We start from the raw sequence: 16,416 nt of genomic DNA, 5'->3' as shown, positions 1-16,416 counted from the left end.
TCGCCAAATAAAAGCAGGAGGTCAAGTCGCGCCCCCTATCATCTTCCCGCGAGACATGGAATCTCCCACAAACGCCATCCACTGCCGTACAATCGTGGGCTTTCGCGAGCGCCGCCGACTACGGGGACGACACCGCCCACTATTTCTCAAGGGGAGCGAGGCCATGGCCGACTACAGCATCTATCATAATCCGCGCTGTTCCAAATCCCGCCAGGCGCTGGCCCTGCTGGAAGAGAACGGCGTCGAGCCGAACGTGATAAAGTATCTGGACAACCCGCCGGATGCCAACACTCTGCGCGCTCTGGTCCGACAACTCGGACTGGCCCGCGCCCATGATCTGCTGCGCGTCAAGGAAGCGGAATACAAAGAAGCGGGACTGCATCCGGAGGCCGATGACGACACCGTCATCGCCGCCCTGGTCCGCTACCCCAAGTTGCTGGAGCGGCCGGTGGTGGTCCACGGCAAACGCGCGGTCATCGGACGGCCGCCGGAAAAAGTGCTGGAGTTGATTGAATCGTGAGCGCCTACATTCTGGTCTTGTACTACAGCCGCACCGGCGCGGTGGCGGAGCTGGCGCGCCAGGTGGCGCGGGGCGTGGAGAGCAGTGGCATGGAGGCGTGTCTGCGCACCGTGCCGCCGGTGTCCGCCGATCACCAGGCCACGGCGCCGGCGGTACCGGACAGCGGCGCGCCCTATGTCACTCTCGACGACCTGCGCGGTTGCGCCGGGCTCGCCCTGGGCTCCCCCACCCGCTTCGGCAATATGGCGGCACCGCTGAAGTATTTCATCGATCAGACCAGCGACCTGTGGATGTCCGGGGATTTGATCGGCAAACCCGCCGGCGTATTCACCGCCTCCGCCAGCCAGCATGGCGGCCAGGAAAGCACCCTGTTGTCGATGATGCTGCCGCTGTTTCACCACGGCATGGTGCTGGCCGGAGTGCCCTACAGCGAGGCGGCCCTGACCCGCACCCGCGACGGTGGCACGCCTTACGGCCCAAGCCATGTGGCCGGCATCGACAACCGCACCCAGCCCAGTGACGACGAGATCACTCTGGCGCGGGCGCTGGGGCATCGCCTCGGCGGACTCGCCCGGGCACTGGAGCGGCGCCGATGATTCTGCTGCTGCGGCTCACCTATGCCCTGCTGTTGCTGATCGGTCTGGCCAATCAGTTCTGGCTGGGACCACCGGACGCCCCCTGGATGGCGGCGGTGATCATGGGGGTTGGCTTGTATTTGCCGTTGCTGCTGATGATGCCGGCGGTGATCAGCGCCGATAAGCGTGGGCTCACCTGGTTGTGTTTTCTGTTGCTGTTCTATTTTTGCGGCTACGTGATACAGGTGCTGGATCCGGCGCCGGTGCGCACCCTTGCCATCGTCAAGGTGAGCCTGACCACGGTGCTGTTCGTACTGGCCATGCAAGTGATCCGGGGTGGACGTGCTGATCGATGAACGTCTGCACATTGATACGCCGGAAGGCGCTCGGCTGACCTTGTCCCTGGCCGGGCCGCTACCGCGCGGCATGGCCTACGGCATCGATTTGATGATCCGAGGCCTGATTCTGATGGTGGTGGCCACGCCCCTGACGTTGCTGGGCCGTGGCGGCTCCGGTCTCTATTTATTGCTGTTGTTCCTGCTGGAATGGTTTTACCCGGTGCTGTTCGAGGTGTTCCGGCAGGGGCGCACGCCGGGCAAGGCGATGATGGGCCTGGCGGTGGTGCACGGCAACGGCGCTCCGGTGGGCTTGAGCGGCTCGCTGGTGCGCAATCTGCTACGCACCGCCGATCTGTTCCCGTTCGCCTACCTGACCGGCTTCGTGGTGATGCTGGTCTCCTCCCGCCAGCAACGGCTGGGCGATCTCGCCGCCGACACTCTGGTGATTCACGTGCCCGCATCGCAAACCCGTCCCGCTCCCGGTGACAGCGGTGGAGAGCCGCCGGATTGGCCGTTGGACCGTGGCGACCAATTGGTGCTGCTGGCCTTTCATGACCGTGGCCCACGGCTGTCCGAGGAGCGTCAACGGGAACTGGCCAGGCTGGCTTATCCGGAACTCAACGATGATGCCGCCCTGGCCCGGTTACGCCGGGTGGTCAATCACGTACTGGGGGCGGCATGAGACAAAGCCAGTTCGAACAGCGCTATCAGCCTCAATGGCGCCGCCTTGAACAGGGCCTGGCGGCGCTGGAGAAGAAGCAGCGGCCCAAGAACGTGGATTTGTCGCGCTTCACCGACGACTACCAGGACCTGTGCCATCAGTTGGCGCTGTCGCGGGAAAGGGGCTACAGCCTGGTACTGCAGGACTACCTGAACGACCTGATGCTCCGTGCCCATCGCCAACTCTACCGTCACCGGGCGCCGTTGATGCCGAGGCTGGCGGCGTTCCTGCGCGGTGACTTCCCGCGCGCGGTGCGCGCCATGTGGCGCTGGCATCTGATCAGCGCCCTCGCCTTCCTGCTCTCCGCCGGTCTGGTCGCGGCCATGATCCTGCACGACCCGGAACTGGTGCATACCGTGGTGGACGGCAACGGCGTCAGCGATCTGGAAAACATGTACCACCCGGATCTGCGCGACAGCAGCGACCGCAACCGGGCCGACGATCTGATGATGTTCGGCTACTACATCTACAACAACGTCGGCATCGCCTTCCGCACCTTCGCCGGAGGCGTGTTGTTCGGCATCGGCTCCCTGGTGGTGATGCTGTTCAACGGTAGTTTCCTTGGCGCCGCCGCCGCCCACCTGACCCTGGTAGGCGCCGGGCAGCCGTTCTACACCTTCGTCATTGCCCATGGGGCGCCGGAGCTGACCGCCATCGTGCTGGCCGGCGGCGCCGGGCTGCGCCTGGGCTGGTCGTTGGTGGCGCCGGGTTCCTGGCGACGAGTGGACGCCTTGCGCCGGGCGGCACGGGAAACCCTGCCGGTCATGTACGGCGTGTTCCTGCTGCTGGTGCTGGCGGCGATGATCGAGGCGTTCTGGTCCTCCCGGGAGCTGGACGCCCAGATCAAATACACCGTCGGCGGCATCAGCTGGGCCCTGCTTTACTTCTATTTGCTGTTCGCGGGGCGTCATGGATCTGAATAATCTGCGCGCCCGCCTGGCGCCCCGCTCTCCCTGGCAGGCCATGGATCTGGGTACCCGTTTCTACCGCCGCTGGTGGCGCCAGGTCACTCTGGTATGGCTGCTGTTCACGGCACTGCCCTACGCCCTGCTCAGCGCCCTGTCCATCGGCCTGGAAAGCCTCTGGCCGGTACTGGTGTTCTGGTGGTTGAAGCCGCTCTGGGAAAGACCGCTGCTGGCGTTTTTCAGCCATGCCTTGTTCGGTGACTACCCCAACGCCTGGACCCTGCTCAAGCGCTTCCCGGACTATGGCCTGAACGGACTGGTCGGGCAGTTGACCTGGCGCCGGCTGAGCCCGTTTCGGGGCCTGTTGACCGGCATCTGGCAGTTGGAAGGCTGCCGCGGCGCCCAGGCCTCGTCCCGCATCCAGGTGCTGCTGAGTCCGCCCGGGCAGCGGGCCGGCACGCTCATGGCGTTGATGGTGACCCTCGAGCAAGTGCTGCTCACCGGCCTGATGGTGCTGGTGCTGACGCTGGTGCCCTGGGACTTCAACATGGAGTTCAGTGTCTGGTTCAGCGAACAGAACTATTTGCATCAGGGGCTGGCGGCGCTGGCCTGGTATCTGACGCTGACCATCACCGAGCCGCTCTACGTGGCCGCCGCTTTTTCCCTCTATCTTAATCAGCGCACTTGGCTGGAAGGCTGGGATCTGCAACTGGGGCTGGACCGTATCGGCCGGCGCCGCCGGGCGCTCGGCGTCACCACCCTGGCGCTGCTGCTGATGCTTACCGTGATGCCCCATCCGGCACCGGCGGCGCAAACCGAACCGGAAGACCCCAAGCAAGCGGCTATCGAACTACTGGCGGGCGAGCAGTTCATGCCGGTGGAAATTCGCGAGGAGCGCCAACTGCGCCCGTCCTTGCGCGGCGATGACAACGACAGTTGGTGGAACCACCTGCTTGACCAGGTGTTCAACAGTGACCACGCGGATCGCGACCGCGCCGGCAGTGACTGGCAACTGCCGGATCGGCTGGTCACGGTGCTCGCCAGTCTGGTGCTGGTGGCTCTGATCGTGTTCCTGCTGCTGGCCCTGTTCCGCAACCGCGGTGCCCTGAAAAGCGGACGTTCCAAATCCCTGGAGATGCCGGTGAGCGTGGCGGGTCTGGATACCCGCGCCGAGTCCTTGCCGGACGATCTGGGCAACGGCGTGGAGCAGGCGCTGGCCAGCAACGATGTGCGCGCCGCGCTGGCGCTGTTACTACGCCATGCCCTGGTGACCCTGTTTCAGAGCCACCCCACCCGGCTCACTCCCGGCGCCACCGAACGGGATTGTCTGCATGCCTACCGCCACCTGCTCGGTGACGACGCCAGAGTGACGTATCTGGCCGACCTGATACAGCAATGGACGCGCATCGCCTGGGCCCATCAGCCAGTGACGCCGGAACAGGCGCGCCAGTTGCTGCTGCGCTGGCAACAGCTGAACAGCGCGGAGGCAGCATCATGAAGCGCTGGTGGCCCTATCTGGTGCTGGTGCTGCTGGTGGCGCTGGTGGCGGGCTACTTCCTGGCCACGGTACCGGTGCAATACGCCGCGCCGGCCTCACCGGACGCCAGCGTGCGCAATAATCCGTACCTCGCCGCACAACAGCTGCTGGACCACTGGGGGCGGCCCAGCCGCCGCATCTTCAGCACCCGCGCCCTGTTTCCGTTGCCGGACACCGATACCACCCTGATCCTCGATGGCGACCGTGGCTCGCTGGGCTACGAGCGGCAATTGGATCTGCTCAACTGGGTTCACGACGGCGGCAATCTGATCATTGCCGCGCGCTACCTGCCGCCCTCCAGCGGCTGGTTCGCCGAGGAGGAAACGGAACAGGACGAAAGCGAGCAACAGCGCCGCGATCCGGACTCGCTGCTGTCCCTGTTCGAGGTGGAGGTAGAGGCCCTGCCCCGCGAGGATAATGAAGAAGACCCGCTGGCCCTGCTGTTCGACCGTTTCCGGCCGATGGAAGACTGGTTTCTGGAGTATTGCCTTAGTGGTGATGCCTCCAAGGAGCGGCTGCATCAATGCGAGGTCCTCACCTGTCAGGCACCGCAACACTGGCAGCCGCCGGCGGCGACCCACAATCTGGGCGACCAGCCCCGGCTGCTGCAGAGCGAGACGCCGATACGGCTGCTTTACACCCCCCTGCCGATAGACGATTCCACCGGCGAGCCGACGCAGGTACTGGAAGCCTCCGCCAGCAACGAGGCCGGCGAAACCCTGCTGCGTTTCCGGGTGGGCGGCGGCACCGTCACCGTGCTTACCGAGCTGGGACTGTGGGACAACCAGCACCTGCACCATTTTGACCACGCCCGGCTGCTGGCCGACCTGACTGCCCGGGGACCGGTATGGTTCGTACGTGGAATCGATATCCCGCCGCTGCCAATATGGCTGTGGGAGCGATTCTGGCCCCTCATTCTGGCGCTGGTGCTGGCGCTGGCATTCTGGTTGTGGCGGCGGCTGCCACGCCGCGGGCCCTTGTGGCGCGATCCGGCCCGCCAGCACACCGATTATCTCGGTCATTTGCGGGCCATTGGCCATTTCCATTGGCGCACCGGCCAGAGCGACCGACTGCTGGCGTCCCTGCGCCAGCAGATCCAGCGCCGCATCGCCCTGCAACACGCGGACCCGGTCAAGGCCCTGGCGTTGACCGCCAAGCGTCTGGACATCCCCGAACACACGCTTTCCCAAGCCCTGGAGCAAACCCCCGCCGACCGCGCTCAATGCGTGGCCATGGTGGCGCTGTTGCAACAGGTCAGGCAGAGGATCAGGAGTCAACCATGAAAACCGCTGAAACCCTGGAACAGGCCACCGCCCTGGCCGCCGACATCGAGGCGCAACTGAACCGGGTGCTGATCGGGCAACCCGGAGTCACCCGCCAGGTGCTGATCGCCCTGATCACTGGCGGACACGTGCTGATCGAAGGCGTGCCGGGACTGGGCAAAACGCTGCTGGCGCGGAGCCTGGCACGGGTGCTGAAACTCGACTTTCAGCGCATCCAGTTCACCCCGGATCTGATGCCCACCGACGTCACCGGCCATGCCATCTACGACGCCGGCAACGCCACCTTCCATATCCGCAAGGGGCCGGCCTTCACCAATCTGCTGCTGGCGGACGAGATCAACCGGGCGCCGGCCAAGACCCAGGCGGCCTTGCTGGAAGTGATGCAGGAGCGGCAGATCACCATCGAGGGCGAAAGCTTCAGTCTGGCGCCGCCGTTCGTGGTCCTGGCCACCCAGAACCCGCTGGACCAGGAAGGAACCTACCCGTTGCCGGAGGCGGAGCTGGACCGTTTTCTGTTCAAGATCCTGATCGACTACCCGGAACAGGAAGACGAGGCGCGGATGCTGCGCATGGTGCTGGACGGCACCCTGGCGGACAGTCTCGACGACGCCGGGCTCAGTGCCGTCACCGACAGCGCCGGCGTGCTCTCCTTGAGCCGCTGGGCGGAACAGGTGCTGCTGGACGACGCCATCCTCGATTACCTGCTGCGTCTGGCCCGCGCCACCCGCGATCACCCGGCCCTGGTTCAGGGAGCCAGTCCGCGTGCCAGTATTGCCCTGGCCCGGGCGGCGAAAAGCTACGCCCTGCTCGATGGCCGTGACTTCGTCATTCCCGATGACATCAAGGCGGTGGCGCCGCCGGTGCTGCGCCATCGCCTGCGCCTGGGCGTGGACGCGGAACTGGAAGGCCAGACCGTGGAGACGGTGCTGACCCACCTGCTCGAGCAAGTGGAGGCCCCGCGTCAATGAGACCCGGGTCGCGCCTGCTGTTGCTGCTGCTGTGCTGGGCGGCGCTGAGCCTGCTGCCGGTGCTGGCGGCGGCCTTCGCCTCCGGATGGCGCGACAGCGCCCTGCTGGTCTGGGTGCTGGCCGGTCTGGCGCTGGCGTTATGGGCGGTGCTGGACGCCCGGCGCTTGAGCGCGCGCCCGGCGCCAGCCGCCGAGCGCTCACTGCCCGCCGCCCTGTCGGTGGGGGTGCCGCAGACCATCACTTTGCGTCTGAGCGGCGGGCGACCCGGTGAGATCTGGAATCTGGCCGATCATCACCCCGATGACGACAGTCACACCGGCCTGCCGCGGGAAGTGGCCCTGGCGGCGGACATCACCGAGGTCCGCTACCGTTACCGTCCCTCCCGGCGCGGCCCGGTGACGTTCGGCGACATCGAAGTGTGGCTGCCGTCCCCGGCGCGCCTGTGGCAGGGCCGCCGCCGGGTGGCCGCCACCCGTACCGTGCCGGTGTATCCGGACTTTTCCCCCATCGCCCGGGCGGCCCTGGCGGTGGATAAAAGCCAGCTGCGCTTCGGCAACCGCCAGCAGCCGCGCCGCGGCCAGGGCCTGGAATTCCACGAATTGCGGGAATACCAGCCCGGCGACAGCCCGCGCCGCATCGACTGGAAAGCCAGCGCCCGCCGCCGTCATCTGATCACCCGTCACTACCAGGATGAACAGAACCAGAGCCTGTGGGTACTGCTCGATGCCGGGCGACGAATGAAGCTGCCGGTGGGCGATCTGACCCTGTTCGACCACGGGCTCAACGCCACTTTGCTGCTGGCCTGGTCGGCACTGCGGCAGGGCGACCGGGTGGGCAGCCTGCTGTTCTCCCGGGACACGCCACGCTGGCTGGCGCCGGTGCACGGCCCCAGTGGCATCCAGACCCTGCTGAAAGGCTTCTACGACGTGCATCCCCAGGAGCACGCCAGCGACTTCAGCCAGGCCGCCCGCTATTTCCACGGCCGCTGGCAACGCCGCTCCCTGGTGGTGCTGGTCAGCCGGCTGCACCCGGAGGACAGCGACGATCTGCTCGCTGCCGTCACGCTGCTGAGCCGGCGCCACCTGGTGATGGTGGCGGACATCCGCCTGCCCGAGCAGGAAGCCCTGCACCAGGCGCCAGTCCAGGACCTGGACGATGCCCTGCGGCTGGCGGCGGACGCCCAGGAACAGGAACACCGGAGAGCCCTGCACGTGCGCCTGCGCCGCGCCGGCGCCAACGTGGTCGCCACCACCCCGGAACGCCTCGCCGAACGCCTGGGACAGACCTATCTGGCGTTGAAACGGGCGGGGAGACTGTGAAGAAGAGTTGACAGTTGATAGTGGACAGTTGACAACGGAAAAATGAAAAACAAAAACAGGTGATCTTTAGCCGCTGTGGGAAGCTTGCTTGCAAGTGAATGGGGTTCATTCGGTGTTTAGTAATATTCGCTTGCAGGCAAGCTCTCACAGAAAGCGAATCGACCGCATTTTTTGATTTTCGCTGTCAACTGTCCACTATCAACTGTCAACTACCTCTTTTCCTCCCATTCGACGCTCCCCCCTCAAATTGTTACCCTTGTTTTCTGGGTACGAATCATTTTTCTGACAAGCCGTTGAAAAGCCGTGGCTGTTATTTCTTCAGGATAAGGAATCTTGCATGGAACCTAATTCCCTCGAGGAACCTTCCGCAAAGGTCAAAATAAACCCCCCGGTTTTTTTTACATCCGTGATTATCATTGTTGGTCTGGTGCTGTTCTCGACCTTTTTTAAACCCGAGGCGGCCGGGTTCTTTTCAACAATGAAAACCGGTGTGCAGCAATACGCCAGCTGGTTTTACATTCTCACCGTGGCGATTCTTTTATCGCTGGTGGTGTTCGTGATCGTCAGCCGCTATGGCGATATCAAACTGGGGCCGGATCACTCGGAACCGGACTACAGTTATGGCTCCTGGTTCGCCATGTTGTTTTCCGCCGGCATGGGCATCGGCTTGATGTTCTACGGCGTGGCCGAACCGGTATTGCATTACATGTCGCCGCCCATGGCCGAGCCCGGCTCCATCGACGCCGCCAAGGAAGCCATGCGCGTCACCTTCTTCCACTGGGGGCTGCACGCCTGGGCTATTTATGCCGTGGTGGCGATGATCCTGGCGTACTTCAGCTTCCGCCATGGCCTGCCACTGACGCTGCGTTCCGCCCTCTACCCTCTTATCGGCAAAAAAATCTACGGCCCGATCGGCCACATGGTGGATGTTTTCGCGGTGGTGGGTACCGTGTTCGGCGTGGCCACGTCCCTTGGCCTTGGCGTCGAGCAGGTCAACGCCGGTCTCAATCACCTGTTCGGGTTACCCAAAACCGAATGGGTGCAAGTGGGACTGATCATCTCGATCACCGCGCTGGCCACGATCTCCGTGGTCACCGGTCTGGACGCCGGCATCCGGCGGCTGTCCGAACTGAACCTGGTGCTGGCCTTCCTGCTGTTGATGTTCGTGCTGTTCCTGGGGCCGACCCTGTTCCTGCTGAAGGCCTATGTGCAGAATCTGGGTGCCTATCTGTCCAATCTGGTGGATATGACGTTCAATCTGTACACCTATCAACCGGTGGAAAACGACGGCAGCGGGCCACAGGGCTGGCTCGGTGACTGGACCCTGTTCTACTGGGGTTGGTGGATCTCCTGGTCGCCGTTCGTGGGCATGTTCATCGCCCGTATTTCACGGGGCCGGTCGCTCCGTGAGTTCGCCCTCGGCGTGATGCTGGTGCCGGCCGCTTTCACCCTGCTGTGGATGACCGTGTTCGGTGACTCCGGCATCCAGATGATCGCGGACAACATCTTCCCCGCCCTGGGCACCGAAGTGCAGAAGGACGCGGCGGTGGCGTTGTTCCAGTTCTTGGAACAGTTCCCCTGGTCCGGTGTGGTTTCCTCCATCGCGGTGTTGATGGTGGTGGTGTTCTTCGTCACCTCCTCGGACTCCGGTTCCATGGTGGTGGACATGCTCGCCTCCGGCGGCCACGACGACACCCCGGTATGGCAGCGGGTGTTCTGGGCCAGCTCCGAAGGGATCGTGGCCATCGCCCTGATGTTGGCCGGTGGCCTGAAGGCACTGCAATCCGCCACCATCGCCCTGGCGCTGCCGTTCTCTCTGGTGCTGCTGGTGGCCTGTGTCGGCCTGTTGCGCTCGCTCAAGGTGGAGGGCATCCGCAAGCTCAGCTTCCAGGCGTCTCTGGCACCGCCCCCCGCCGTGCACATGGGCCACAGCACCCCCGCCGGCGGCTGGAAAGCCCGTCTGCGGGGCATGGTCCATTTCCCCGGCAAGGCGCGGGTACTGCAATACGTGGCCGAGGTGGCCGCTCCGGCACTGCAGTCGGTGGCCGAGGAGTTGCGCGGGCATGGCCTCAAGGTGGAGGTCAACGAGAGCGACGAAGGGGATCGTGTTTATCTGACCGTGGACCTGGGACAGGAGATGGACTTCGTCTACGGCGTGCGGGTACGCGGCTACACCCGGCCGTCCATCAGCATGCGTCAGTTGGAATACTCCAAGCGCAAAGCGGAAAGCGACCGCTACTATCGGGCCGATGTGTTCCTCAGCGAAGGCGGTCAGGACTACGATCTGATGGGCTTCACCCGCGAGCAGGTGATCGGCGATGTGCTCGACCAGTACGAGAAGCACATGCACTTCCTGCACATGATGCGGTGAGTCGGCGGGCGGGCCTTCCGGGCCCGCTTCTCCAAAACAAAAAGATCGCGGCCCGTGAGGCACCACTTTGGGAGATCCTGGCAGAGGTGCTGAAAACATGAATTCAGAGATTGCCACGAAGCCACTGTAGGAGCTTGCCCTGCAAGCGAATTCCTGGGGCCCGATAGCCCGTTCGCTTGCAGGGCAAGCTCCTACAACGGCCTCGTAGTCCCCTCAGAGGGAAAGCGATCAGAGTGTAGACGCCTAATCCAGCGGCCTGAGCAGACCGTCGTGCAGTTCATGGCGGGTGTGACAACGGCGGGCGAACTCCGGCGCGTGGGTCACCAGCAGGAAGGCCGTGCCCAGGGTCTGGTTGAGTTCCAGCATCAAATCCTGGACCTGGGCGGCGGTGCGCTCGTCCAGGTTGCCGGTGGGCTCATCCGCCATCACCAGCGCCGGATCGGTCACCAGCGCGCGGGCAATTGCCACCCGCTGCCGCTCACCGCCGCTGAGCATGGAAGGCTTGTGTTCAAGGCGCTTACCCAGCCCCACCCGGGACAATACCCGTTCGGCCCGCTCGGTGGCGTGCTTCGGCAACTCGCCACGAATCAGCAGCGGCATGGCCACATTCTCCAGAGCGGTAAACTCCGGCAGCAAGTGATGGAACTGGTAGACGAAGCCGAGATAACGGTTACGTATCTGCCCCAGCGCTCGTTCGTTCATCCCCGCCAACGGTTGGCCACCAATAGTGACGCTGCCGCGGGTTGGGACATCCAGGCCGCCGAGCAGGTTCAACAAAGTGGACTTGCCGGAACCGGAAGCACCGATGATGGCCGCCATATCCCCGCGCCGGACATGCAGCTCCACACCGCTGAGCACCTGCAATTCGCCATGGCCTTCCTGATAGCTCTTGATCAGCCCACGGGCGTGCAGCACGGTATCATTCATAGCGCAATGCCTCCGCCGGATGGACCCGGCTGGCGCGCCAGGACGGATACAAAGTGGCCGAGAAGCTGATCAGCAAGGCGATGGCAACGATGATGCCGACATCGCTCCACTGCAATTCGGACGGCAGGTAGTTGACGAAATAGGCGTCAAACAAATGGGTATTGAAAGTGCGCTCGATCCATTGCGCCAGGGTGCTGACGTTATCCGCCAGCAGAATCCCCAGTACCGTGCCCAGCAAGGTGCCGACCATGCCCACCACGGTACCCTGCACCATGAAGATTCGCATGATCGCGCCGGGGGACGCGCCCAGCGTACGCATCACCGCGATATTGCCGCGTTTTTCGGTGACCAGCATCACCTGGCTTGAAATGATGTTGAAGGCGGCCACCGCGACAATGAAGCTGAGCAACAGCGTCATCATGGTTTTTTCCATCTTGATGGCCTGGAACAGATTGCCGTGGGTGCGGGTCCAGTCACTGGTGTAGTAACCGTAGCCGAGGCTCTGCTGCAGTTCCCAGCCCACCTGAGGGGCGGCGAACAGATCGTTGAGCCGCAAATGCACCCCTTCCACGGTGCCCGGCTGCCGCGCCAGGCGGGCCGCGTCTTCCACATTGATGTAGGCGTAGAGGGAGTCCACCTCGGCGCGGGCGCGGAAAATGCCCACCACGGTGAACCGTTTGAAGCGCGGCATCACGCCCGCCGGCGACACCGTCGCCTCGGGCAGCACCAGGGTGACTTTATCGCCCAGTTCCGCATCCAGCTTGCGGGCCACGCCGTAGCCCAGCACCACGCCGAAACCACCGGACTGCAGGGCATCGAAATCCCCTTCCCACATCATGTCACCGACGATCGACACCTGCCGTTCCGCCTGCGGCTCGATCCCGGAAATCAGCGCCCCGGCCACGTTGCCGTCAAAGGTCAGCATACCTTCCAACTGCCGGAACGGGGCCACGGCCGCCACCCCGGGGTAGCCTTCGATTTGATCCGCCAGTTGCTGCCAGTCGTTGACCGGTTCGCGGCCGTATACCGACAGGTGCGTCACCATGCCGAGGATGCGGGTCTGCAATTCCCGGTCAAAACCGTTCATCACCGACAGCACGGTGATCAATACCGCCACCCCCAACATCAGCCCCAGGGCCGAAATCAGCGTGATAACGGAAATAAAGCTGTTGCGGGCCCGGGCACCGGTGTAACGCAGGCCGACATAGAGAGAGAATGGTCGAAACATGGCGCGCATTTAAGCACTATTGCTGATATGACGAAACTGCTTTCGGTTCCGTCCCCTGGTCGGATCACCTCAACCCGCTTTGTGACCAGTATCCTCGACCATGCAAATCACAATTGATTCAATGATCCGCGTTTTTATTGATCCGGCGGCCACTGTCGCCAGGCCGGATTCCTTTTTTATGTTGTTGGGGGACACACCATGATAAGAATCGTCGTGGCGCTATTGGCGCTGGCGGGGAGCGGCCTTGTGCTGGCCGGGGAGGCGCCACAGCGTGGCATGACCCAGGCCCAGGTGCGCGCGCAGTTCGGCGCCCCACAGGACACCAAGGGGCCGGTGGGCCAGCCACCGATCAGCCGCTGGGTCTATCCGGACTACACCGTTTACTTCGAGAATCAGGTGGTGCTGCACAACGTCACCCGGCCATTGCGCGAGGCAGCGGACATCGCCAGGCCGACCGATGGCGATGAAGCCGACGACGCCGAAGAGATGGATTCCGGCGACGCCGCCGGCAACGCGGAATCCTCTCCCCCGCCCGTGGCTGCCACGCCCGCGCAGGACAGCGACGCCCCGTCGACGGCACCGCGCGACGATACCGCCAGCGAGGCGGAGGACGGCGGTGACGACGGCCAGTTCCGCTTCGACCCGGTCACTGGACGCATCGTCATAGACGACCGCCCGGCCACGGATCAGGGCGGCGAGGCGGCGCGCCAGTAAAACCGTCGATGCCCGGCATCGGGGCCAGTTGACGGCGCCTTCGGGCAATACCACAATCGCGGGCCATCCCTTATTGGAACCCGACATCATGCGCCGCCTGCTTCCTGAATGGCATCCTCAATGGGGCGTACTCCTGGCCTGGCCGGACGCCGATACCGACTGGGCCGGGTTGTTGGAAGAGGCCGAACAGAGTTTCACTGCCCTGATCGGCGCTATCCTCGGCCATGAAAACGTGCTGCTGCTGTGCCGCGATGCGGCGGTGGAGGACCGCGCCCGGGAGTGTCTGCGCACCGCCGGCGCCAACCTGGCGCGGCTGCACGTGATGCACGCCGACTACGACGACACCTGGGCGCGGGATTTCGGCCCCATCGCGGTGGCCGACGACGGCGACTTGCGGCTGCTGGATTTCCGCTTCAACGGCTGGGGCGATAAGTTCCCGGCGGAGCGCGACAACGCCCTCAATCGCCGTCTGCCCTGGCGGGTTCCCGTGGAGGGCATCGAGCTGGTTCTGGAAGGCGGCTCCATCGACACCGATGGCCAGGGCACGCTGCTCACCACCCGTCATTGCCTGGGCCACCCCAATCGTAATCCGGATCTGGACGACCAGGCCCTGGAAGCGGCGCTGCGCGAGCATCTCGGCGTGGAACGCATCTGCTGGCTGGAGCACGGTCATCTGGAAGGCGACGACACCGACGCCCACGTGGATACGCTGGCCCGCTTCGTCAATCCCACCACCATCGCCTACGTGCAGTGCCAGGACGAGGGCGACAGCCACTATCCCGCCCTGGCGGCCATGGAACGGGAACTTCAAATACTGGCCGAGCAGAATGGTTTGACGCTGGCACCGTTGCCAATGGTGTCGTCGCAGTACAATGACGACCGCGAGCGGTTGCCGGCCACCTATGCCAACTTCCTGATCACCAATCAGGCGATTCTGATGCCCACCTACCAATGCCCCACCGATGAAGCGGCGCTGGCCGCGCTGCAACAGGCAGCGGGCAGCCGGCCGGTGATCGGCATTCCCTGCCGCGCCCTGATCGAACAGGGCGGCAGCCTGCATTGCGTTACCATGCAATTACCGGAAGGCGTGCTGGAGGACTGACATGCGGATCGCCCTGGTTCAACAAAACATTGTTCAACACAGCAACGGCAACGACCTGGAAGCCAACCTGAACCGGTCCCTGGATCTGGTGCGTCAGGCCGCCGCCGAAGGGGCCGAACTGGTGCTGCTGCAGGAGCTGCACCGCAGTCTCTATTTCTGCCAGACCGAGGACACGTCGGTGTTCGACCTGGCCGAGCCGATCCCCGGCCCCAGCAGCGAACGGCTCGGCGCTCTGGCCCGGGAATTGAACATCGTCATTGTCGGCAGTCTGTTTGAAAAACGCGCCGCCGGCCTCTACCACAACACGGCGGTGGTGCTGGAACGGGACGGCACCCTGGCGGGCATTTACCGCAAGATGCACATTCCCGACGACCCTGGCTTTTACGAGAAATTCTACTTCACCCCCGGCGATGCCACTTTCAATGACGGCCACTCCGGCTTCACGCCGATTCAGACCAGCGTCGGCAAGCTGGGCGTGCTGGTGTGCTGGGACCAGTGGTATCCGGAAGCGGCCCGGCTGATGGCGCTGGCCGGCGCCGAGCTGCTGCTCTACCCCACCGCCATCGGCTGGGATCGCAACGACGACGACGCGGAGCAACAGCGCCAACTGGACGCCTGGATCACCGTGCAGCGAGCCCACGGCGTCGCCAATGGCCTGCCGGTGCTGGTGGCCAACCGCACCGGCTTCGAGACCAGCCCGCACGGTGGCGATGGCATTCAGTTCTGGGGCAACAGCTTCGTCTGCGGCCCGCAAGGTGAGTTTCTGGCCCGGGCCGGCAGCGACGAGGAGACCGTGCTGGTGGTCGACGTGGATACCCGCCGCAGCGAGGCGGTGCGGCGCATCTGGCCCTACCTGCGCGACCGCCGCGTGGACGCCTACGGCGATCTCAGCAAACGCTACCGGGACTGAATAAAGCCGCGGTCCGGCAACCCGCCGGCACCAGGCCGCTGTAGGAGCTTGCCTGCAAGCGAATTCTTCCACCGTCGGAGAATATATTCGCTTGCAGGCAAGCTCCTACAGCGGCTAAAGAACAGTGTGCATATTTACCCTTCACGGCGAGGCGAAGCGCTCGGCGGCGTCTTCCTCGCTCAGCGGCGCCATCCGCCGCGGACTGTGAGTGCCGGCGTACTCCATCACCGCCGTCACTGAATCGAACTGACCGAGGCGACGCAACACGCTCAACGTCGGAGTAGCGAACTGGCGCTCGCCGCCGCCGTGGTATTCCAACGCCAGACGGGGATTGACCCAGCAGTGGTCGATGGTTTCCTGGCCATCATGGCGAGGTTGCTGGAACGGTGGCGCCTCGGCGACAAAGAAACGGGTATCGAAGCGGCGCGGCGGCCCTGGCGGAGTCACCCAATGGTCGAAATAGCCCAGACTTTCCAGCGCCACCCGCAGATCATGGCGCTGACATAAAGTGAGCCAGTCCAGTTCGCCGTTCATTATCGCGTCGCGGTCATCGGCCAATACCGGATGGTGTGGTTCTGGCCAGTCGGCGGCGGCGGGCCGAGCCAGCAACACACCGGCTTCCTCGAAACACTCACGAATCGCCGCCACCAGATAGCCCAGACCGCCCGCTTCCAGATTCAGCAGGGTGTTGGCGGCGACCTCATCGATGCCGCCCAGATGGGGCATCAGCGCCGGATCGGAATCGGCGCGATCCACCGCGCCGCCGGGAAAAACATAGAAACCGGGCATGAACACCGCTTTGTGGGTGCGCTGCAGCATAAGTACTTCGAGGCCCTCACGGGCGTCTCGAAGCAGGGCCAGGGTAGCCGCTGGACGTGGTTGCATAGATCAGCTCGCTTGATTCTTCTTTCCCTTCACCATAGCCGGTCCTTGAGCGGAATGCGACGCCCGGCAAGCTACTCGGTTCACGCCTCCTTCGCCGGCTCGCATTTTTCGAA

16 protein-coding genes are annotated in these 16,416 nt (G+C 64.1%); 13 read left to right on the top strand and 3 right to left on the bottom strand.

Annotation, left to right across the window (positions count from 1 at the left end; translation table 11 throughout):
* The first annotated feature begins 163 nt into the window (after nt 1-163).
* The 10 genes from arsC to betT all read left to right on the top strand — a co-directional run bounded on the left by arsC (nt 164) and on the right by betT (nt 10,537).
* Nucleotides 164-520, top strand: coding sequence for an arsenate reductase (glutaredoxin) (arsC, locus tag B5T_RS09210; RefSeq protein ID WP_014994222.1), 357 nt, complete (start codon nt 164-166; stop codon nt 518-520).
* Nucleotides 517-1,116 (top strand): NAD(P)H:quinone oxidoreductase, encoded by a 600-nt coding sequence (wrbA, locus tag B5T_RS09205; RefSeq protein WP_014994221.1) that lies wholly within the window; start codon nt 517-519, stop codon nt 1,114-1,116. Before arsC ends, wrbA begins: the two co-directional genes overlap by 4 nt.
* Nucleotides 1,113-1,451, top strand: a complete 339-nt coding sequence (locus B5T_RS09200) for a DUF2069 domain-containing protein (RefSeq protein ID WP_014994220.1) — start codon at nt 1,113-1,115, stop codon at nt 1,449-1,451. Before wrbA ends, B5T_RS09200 begins: the two co-directional genes overlap by 4 nt.
* Nucleotides 1,438-2,115 (top strand): RDD family protein, encoded by a 678-nt coding sequence (locus B5T_RS09195; protein ID WP_014994219.1) that lies wholly within the window; start codon nt 1,438-1,440, stop codon nt 2,113-2,115. The genes B5T_RS09200 and B5T_RS09195 overlap by 14 nt, the downstream gene beginning before the upstream one ends.
* Nucleotides 2,112-3,077 carry a stage II sporulation protein M gene (locus B5T_RS09190; RefSeq protein WP_014994218.1) on the top strand — a complete coding sequence of 322 codons (966 nt, stop codon included), beginning with the start codon at nt 2,112-2,114 and terminating at the stop codon, nt 3,075-3,077. The genes B5T_RS09195 and B5T_RS09190 overlap by 4 nt, the downstream gene beginning before the upstream one ends.
* On the top strand, nt 3,064-4,557 hold the full coding sequence (locus tag B5T_RS09185; RefSeq protein WP_014994217.1) for a hypothetical protein: 1,494 nt from the start codon (nt 3,064-3,066) through the stop codon (nt 4,555-4,557). Before B5T_RS09190 ends, B5T_RS09185 begins: the two co-directional genes overlap by 14 nt.
* Entirely contained in the window at nt 4,554-5,879 is a 1,326-nt protein-coding gene (locus B5T_RS09180; RefSeq protein ID WP_014994216.1) for a DUF4350 domain-containing protein, read from the top strand. Before B5T_RS09185 ends, B5T_RS09180 begins: the two co-directional genes overlap by 4 nt.
* Complete coding sequence (locus B5T_RS09175) at nt 5,876-6,847, top strand: AAA family ATPase (protein ID WP_014994215.1); 972 nt, start codon at nt 5,876-5,878, stop codon at nt 6,845-6,847. Before B5T_RS09180 ends, B5T_RS09175 begins: the two co-directional genes overlap by 4 nt.
* Nucleotides 6,844-8,166: a DUF58 domain-containing protein gene (locus B5T_RS09170; RefSeq protein ID WP_014994214.1), complete on the top strand. Its 1,323-nt coding sequence runs from the start codon at nt 6,844-6,846 to the stop codon at nt 8,164-8,166. Before B5T_RS09175 ends, B5T_RS09170 begins: the two co-directional genes overlap by 4 nt.
* 337 nt (nt 8,167-8,503) lie before the next feature.
* On the top strand, nt 8,504-10,537 hold the full coding sequence (gene betT / locus B5T_RS09165) for a choline BCCT transporter BetT (protein ID WP_041716963.1): 2,034 nt from the start codon (nt 8,504-8,506) through the stop codon (nt 10,535-10,537).
* 243 nt (nt 10,538-10,780) lie between these two features.
* Here the strand turns inward: betT and B5T_RS09160 are convergent, their stop codons facing one another.
* Nucleotides 10,781-11,464 (bottom strand): ABC transporter ATP-binding protein, encoded by a 684-nt coding sequence (locus B5T_RS09160; protein WP_014994212.1) that lies wholly within the window; start codon nt 11,462-11,464, stop codon nt 10,781-10,783.
* Nucleotides 11,457-12,692: a lipoprotein-releasing ABC transporter permease subunit gene (locus B5T_RS09155; RefSeq protein WP_014994211.1), complete on the bottom strand. Its 1,236-nt coding sequence runs from the start codon at nt 12,690-12,692 to the stop codon at nt 11,457-11,459. The genes B5T_RS09160 and B5T_RS09155 overlap by 8 nt, the downstream gene beginning before the upstream one ends.
* Nucleotides 12,693-12,890: 198 nt before the next feature.
* Here B5T_RS09155 and B5T_RS22880 point away from each other — a divergent pair, with 198 nt between their 5' ends.
* The 3 genes from B5T_RS22880 (at nt 12,891) to B5T_RS09140 (ending at nt 15,418) form a co-directional block, all read left to right on the top strand.
* Entirely contained in the window at nt 12,891-13,406 is a 516-nt protein-coding gene (locus B5T_RS22880; protein WP_148279244.1) for an outer membrane protein assembly factor BamE, read from the top strand.
* An 88-nt stretch (nt 13,407-13,494) separates the two neighbouring features.
* A complete protein-coding gene (locus tag B5T_RS09145) occupies nt 13,495-14,508 on the top strand; it encodes an agmatine deiminase family protein (protein WP_014994209.1) in 1,014 nt (337 codons plus the stop codon).
* Nucleotide 14,509: 1 nt separating this feature from the next.
* Nucleotides 14,510-15,418, top strand: coding sequence for a carbon-nitrogen hydrolase (locus B5T_RS09140; protein WP_014994208.1), 909 nt, complete (start codon nt 14,510-14,512; stop codon nt 15,416-15,418).
* A 141-nt stretch (nt 15,419-15,559) separates the two neighbouring features.
* Here the strand turns inward: B5T_RS09140 and B5T_RS09135 are convergent, their stop codons facing one another.
* Nucleotides 15,560-16,303, bottom strand: a complete 744-nt coding sequence (locus tag B5T_RS09135) for an NUDIX hydrolase (RefSeq protein ID WP_148279243.1) — start codon at nt 16,301-16,303, stop codon at nt 15,560-15,562.
* Between the last annotated feature and the right edge of the window lie 113 nt (nt 16,304-16,416).

Source organism: Alloalcanivorax dieselolei B5, from assembly GCF_000300005.1.
Classification (GTDB): domain Bacteria; phylum Pseudomonadota; class Gammaproteobacteria; order Pseudomonadales; family Alcanivoracaceae; genus Alloalcanivorax; species Alloalcanivorax dieselolei.
The sequence above is the reverse complement of the archived record's forward strand: the minus strand, read 5'-3'. Positions and strand labels throughout refer to the sequence as shown.

Bases quoted from the DNA above. Each gene is read 5' to 3' on its own strand.
- arsC (WP_014994222.1), top strand. From the start codon at position 164: ATGGCCGACTACAGCATCTATCATAATCCGCGCTGTTCCAAATCCCGC.
- B5T_RS09200 (WP_014994220.1), top strand. From the start codon at position 1,113: ATGATTCTGCTGCTGCGGCTCACCTATGCCCTGCTGTTGCTGATCGGT.
- B5T_RS09190 (WP_014994218.1), top strand. From the start codon at position 2,112: ATGAGACAAAGCCAGTTCGAACAGCGCTATCAGCCTCAATGGCGCCGC.
- B5T_RS09185 (WP_014994217.1), top strand. From the start codon at position 3,064: ATGGATCTGAATAATCTGCGCGCCCGCCTGGCGCCCCGCTCTCCCTGG.
- B5T_RS09180 (WP_014994216.1), top strand. From the start codon at position 4,554: ATGAAGCGCTGGTGGCCCTATCTGGTGCTGGTGCTGCTGGTGGCGCTG.
- B5T_RS09175 (WP_014994215.1), top strand. From the start codon at position 5,876: ATGAAAACCGCTGAAACCCTGGAACAGGCCACCGCCCTGGCCGCCGAC.
- B5T_RS09170 (WP_014994214.1), top strand. From the start codon at position 6,844: ATGAGACCCGGGTCGCGCCTGCTGTTGCTGCTGCTGTGCTGGGCGGCG.
- betT (WP_041716963.1), top strand. From the start codon at position 8,504: ATGGAACCTAATTCCCTCGAGGAACCTTCCGCAAAGGTCAAAATAAAC.
- B5T_RS09160 (WP_014994212.1), bottom strand. From the start codon at position 11,464: ATGAATGATACCGTGCTGCACGCCCGTGGGCTGATCAAGAGCTATCAG.
- B5T_RS09155 (WP_014994211.1), bottom strand. From the start codon at position 12,692: ATGTTTCGACCATTCTCTCTCTATGTCGGCCTGCGTTACACCGGTGCC.
- B5T_RS22880 (WP_148279244.1), top strand. From the start codon at position 12,891: ATGATAAGAATCGTCGTGGCGCTATTGGCGCTGGCGGGGAGCGGCCTT.
- B5T_RS09145 (WP_014994209.1), top strand. From the start codon at position 13,495: ATGCGCCGCCTGCTTCCTGAATGGCATCCTCAATGGGGCGTACTCCTG.
- B5T_RS09140 (WP_014994208.1), top strand. From the start codon at position 14,510: ATGCGGATCGCCCTGGTTCAACAAAACATTGTTCAACACAGCAACGGC.
- B5T_RS09135 (WP_148279243.1), bottom strand. From the start codon at position 16,303: ATGCAACCACGTCCAGCGGCTACCCTGGCCCTGCTTCGAGACGCCCGT.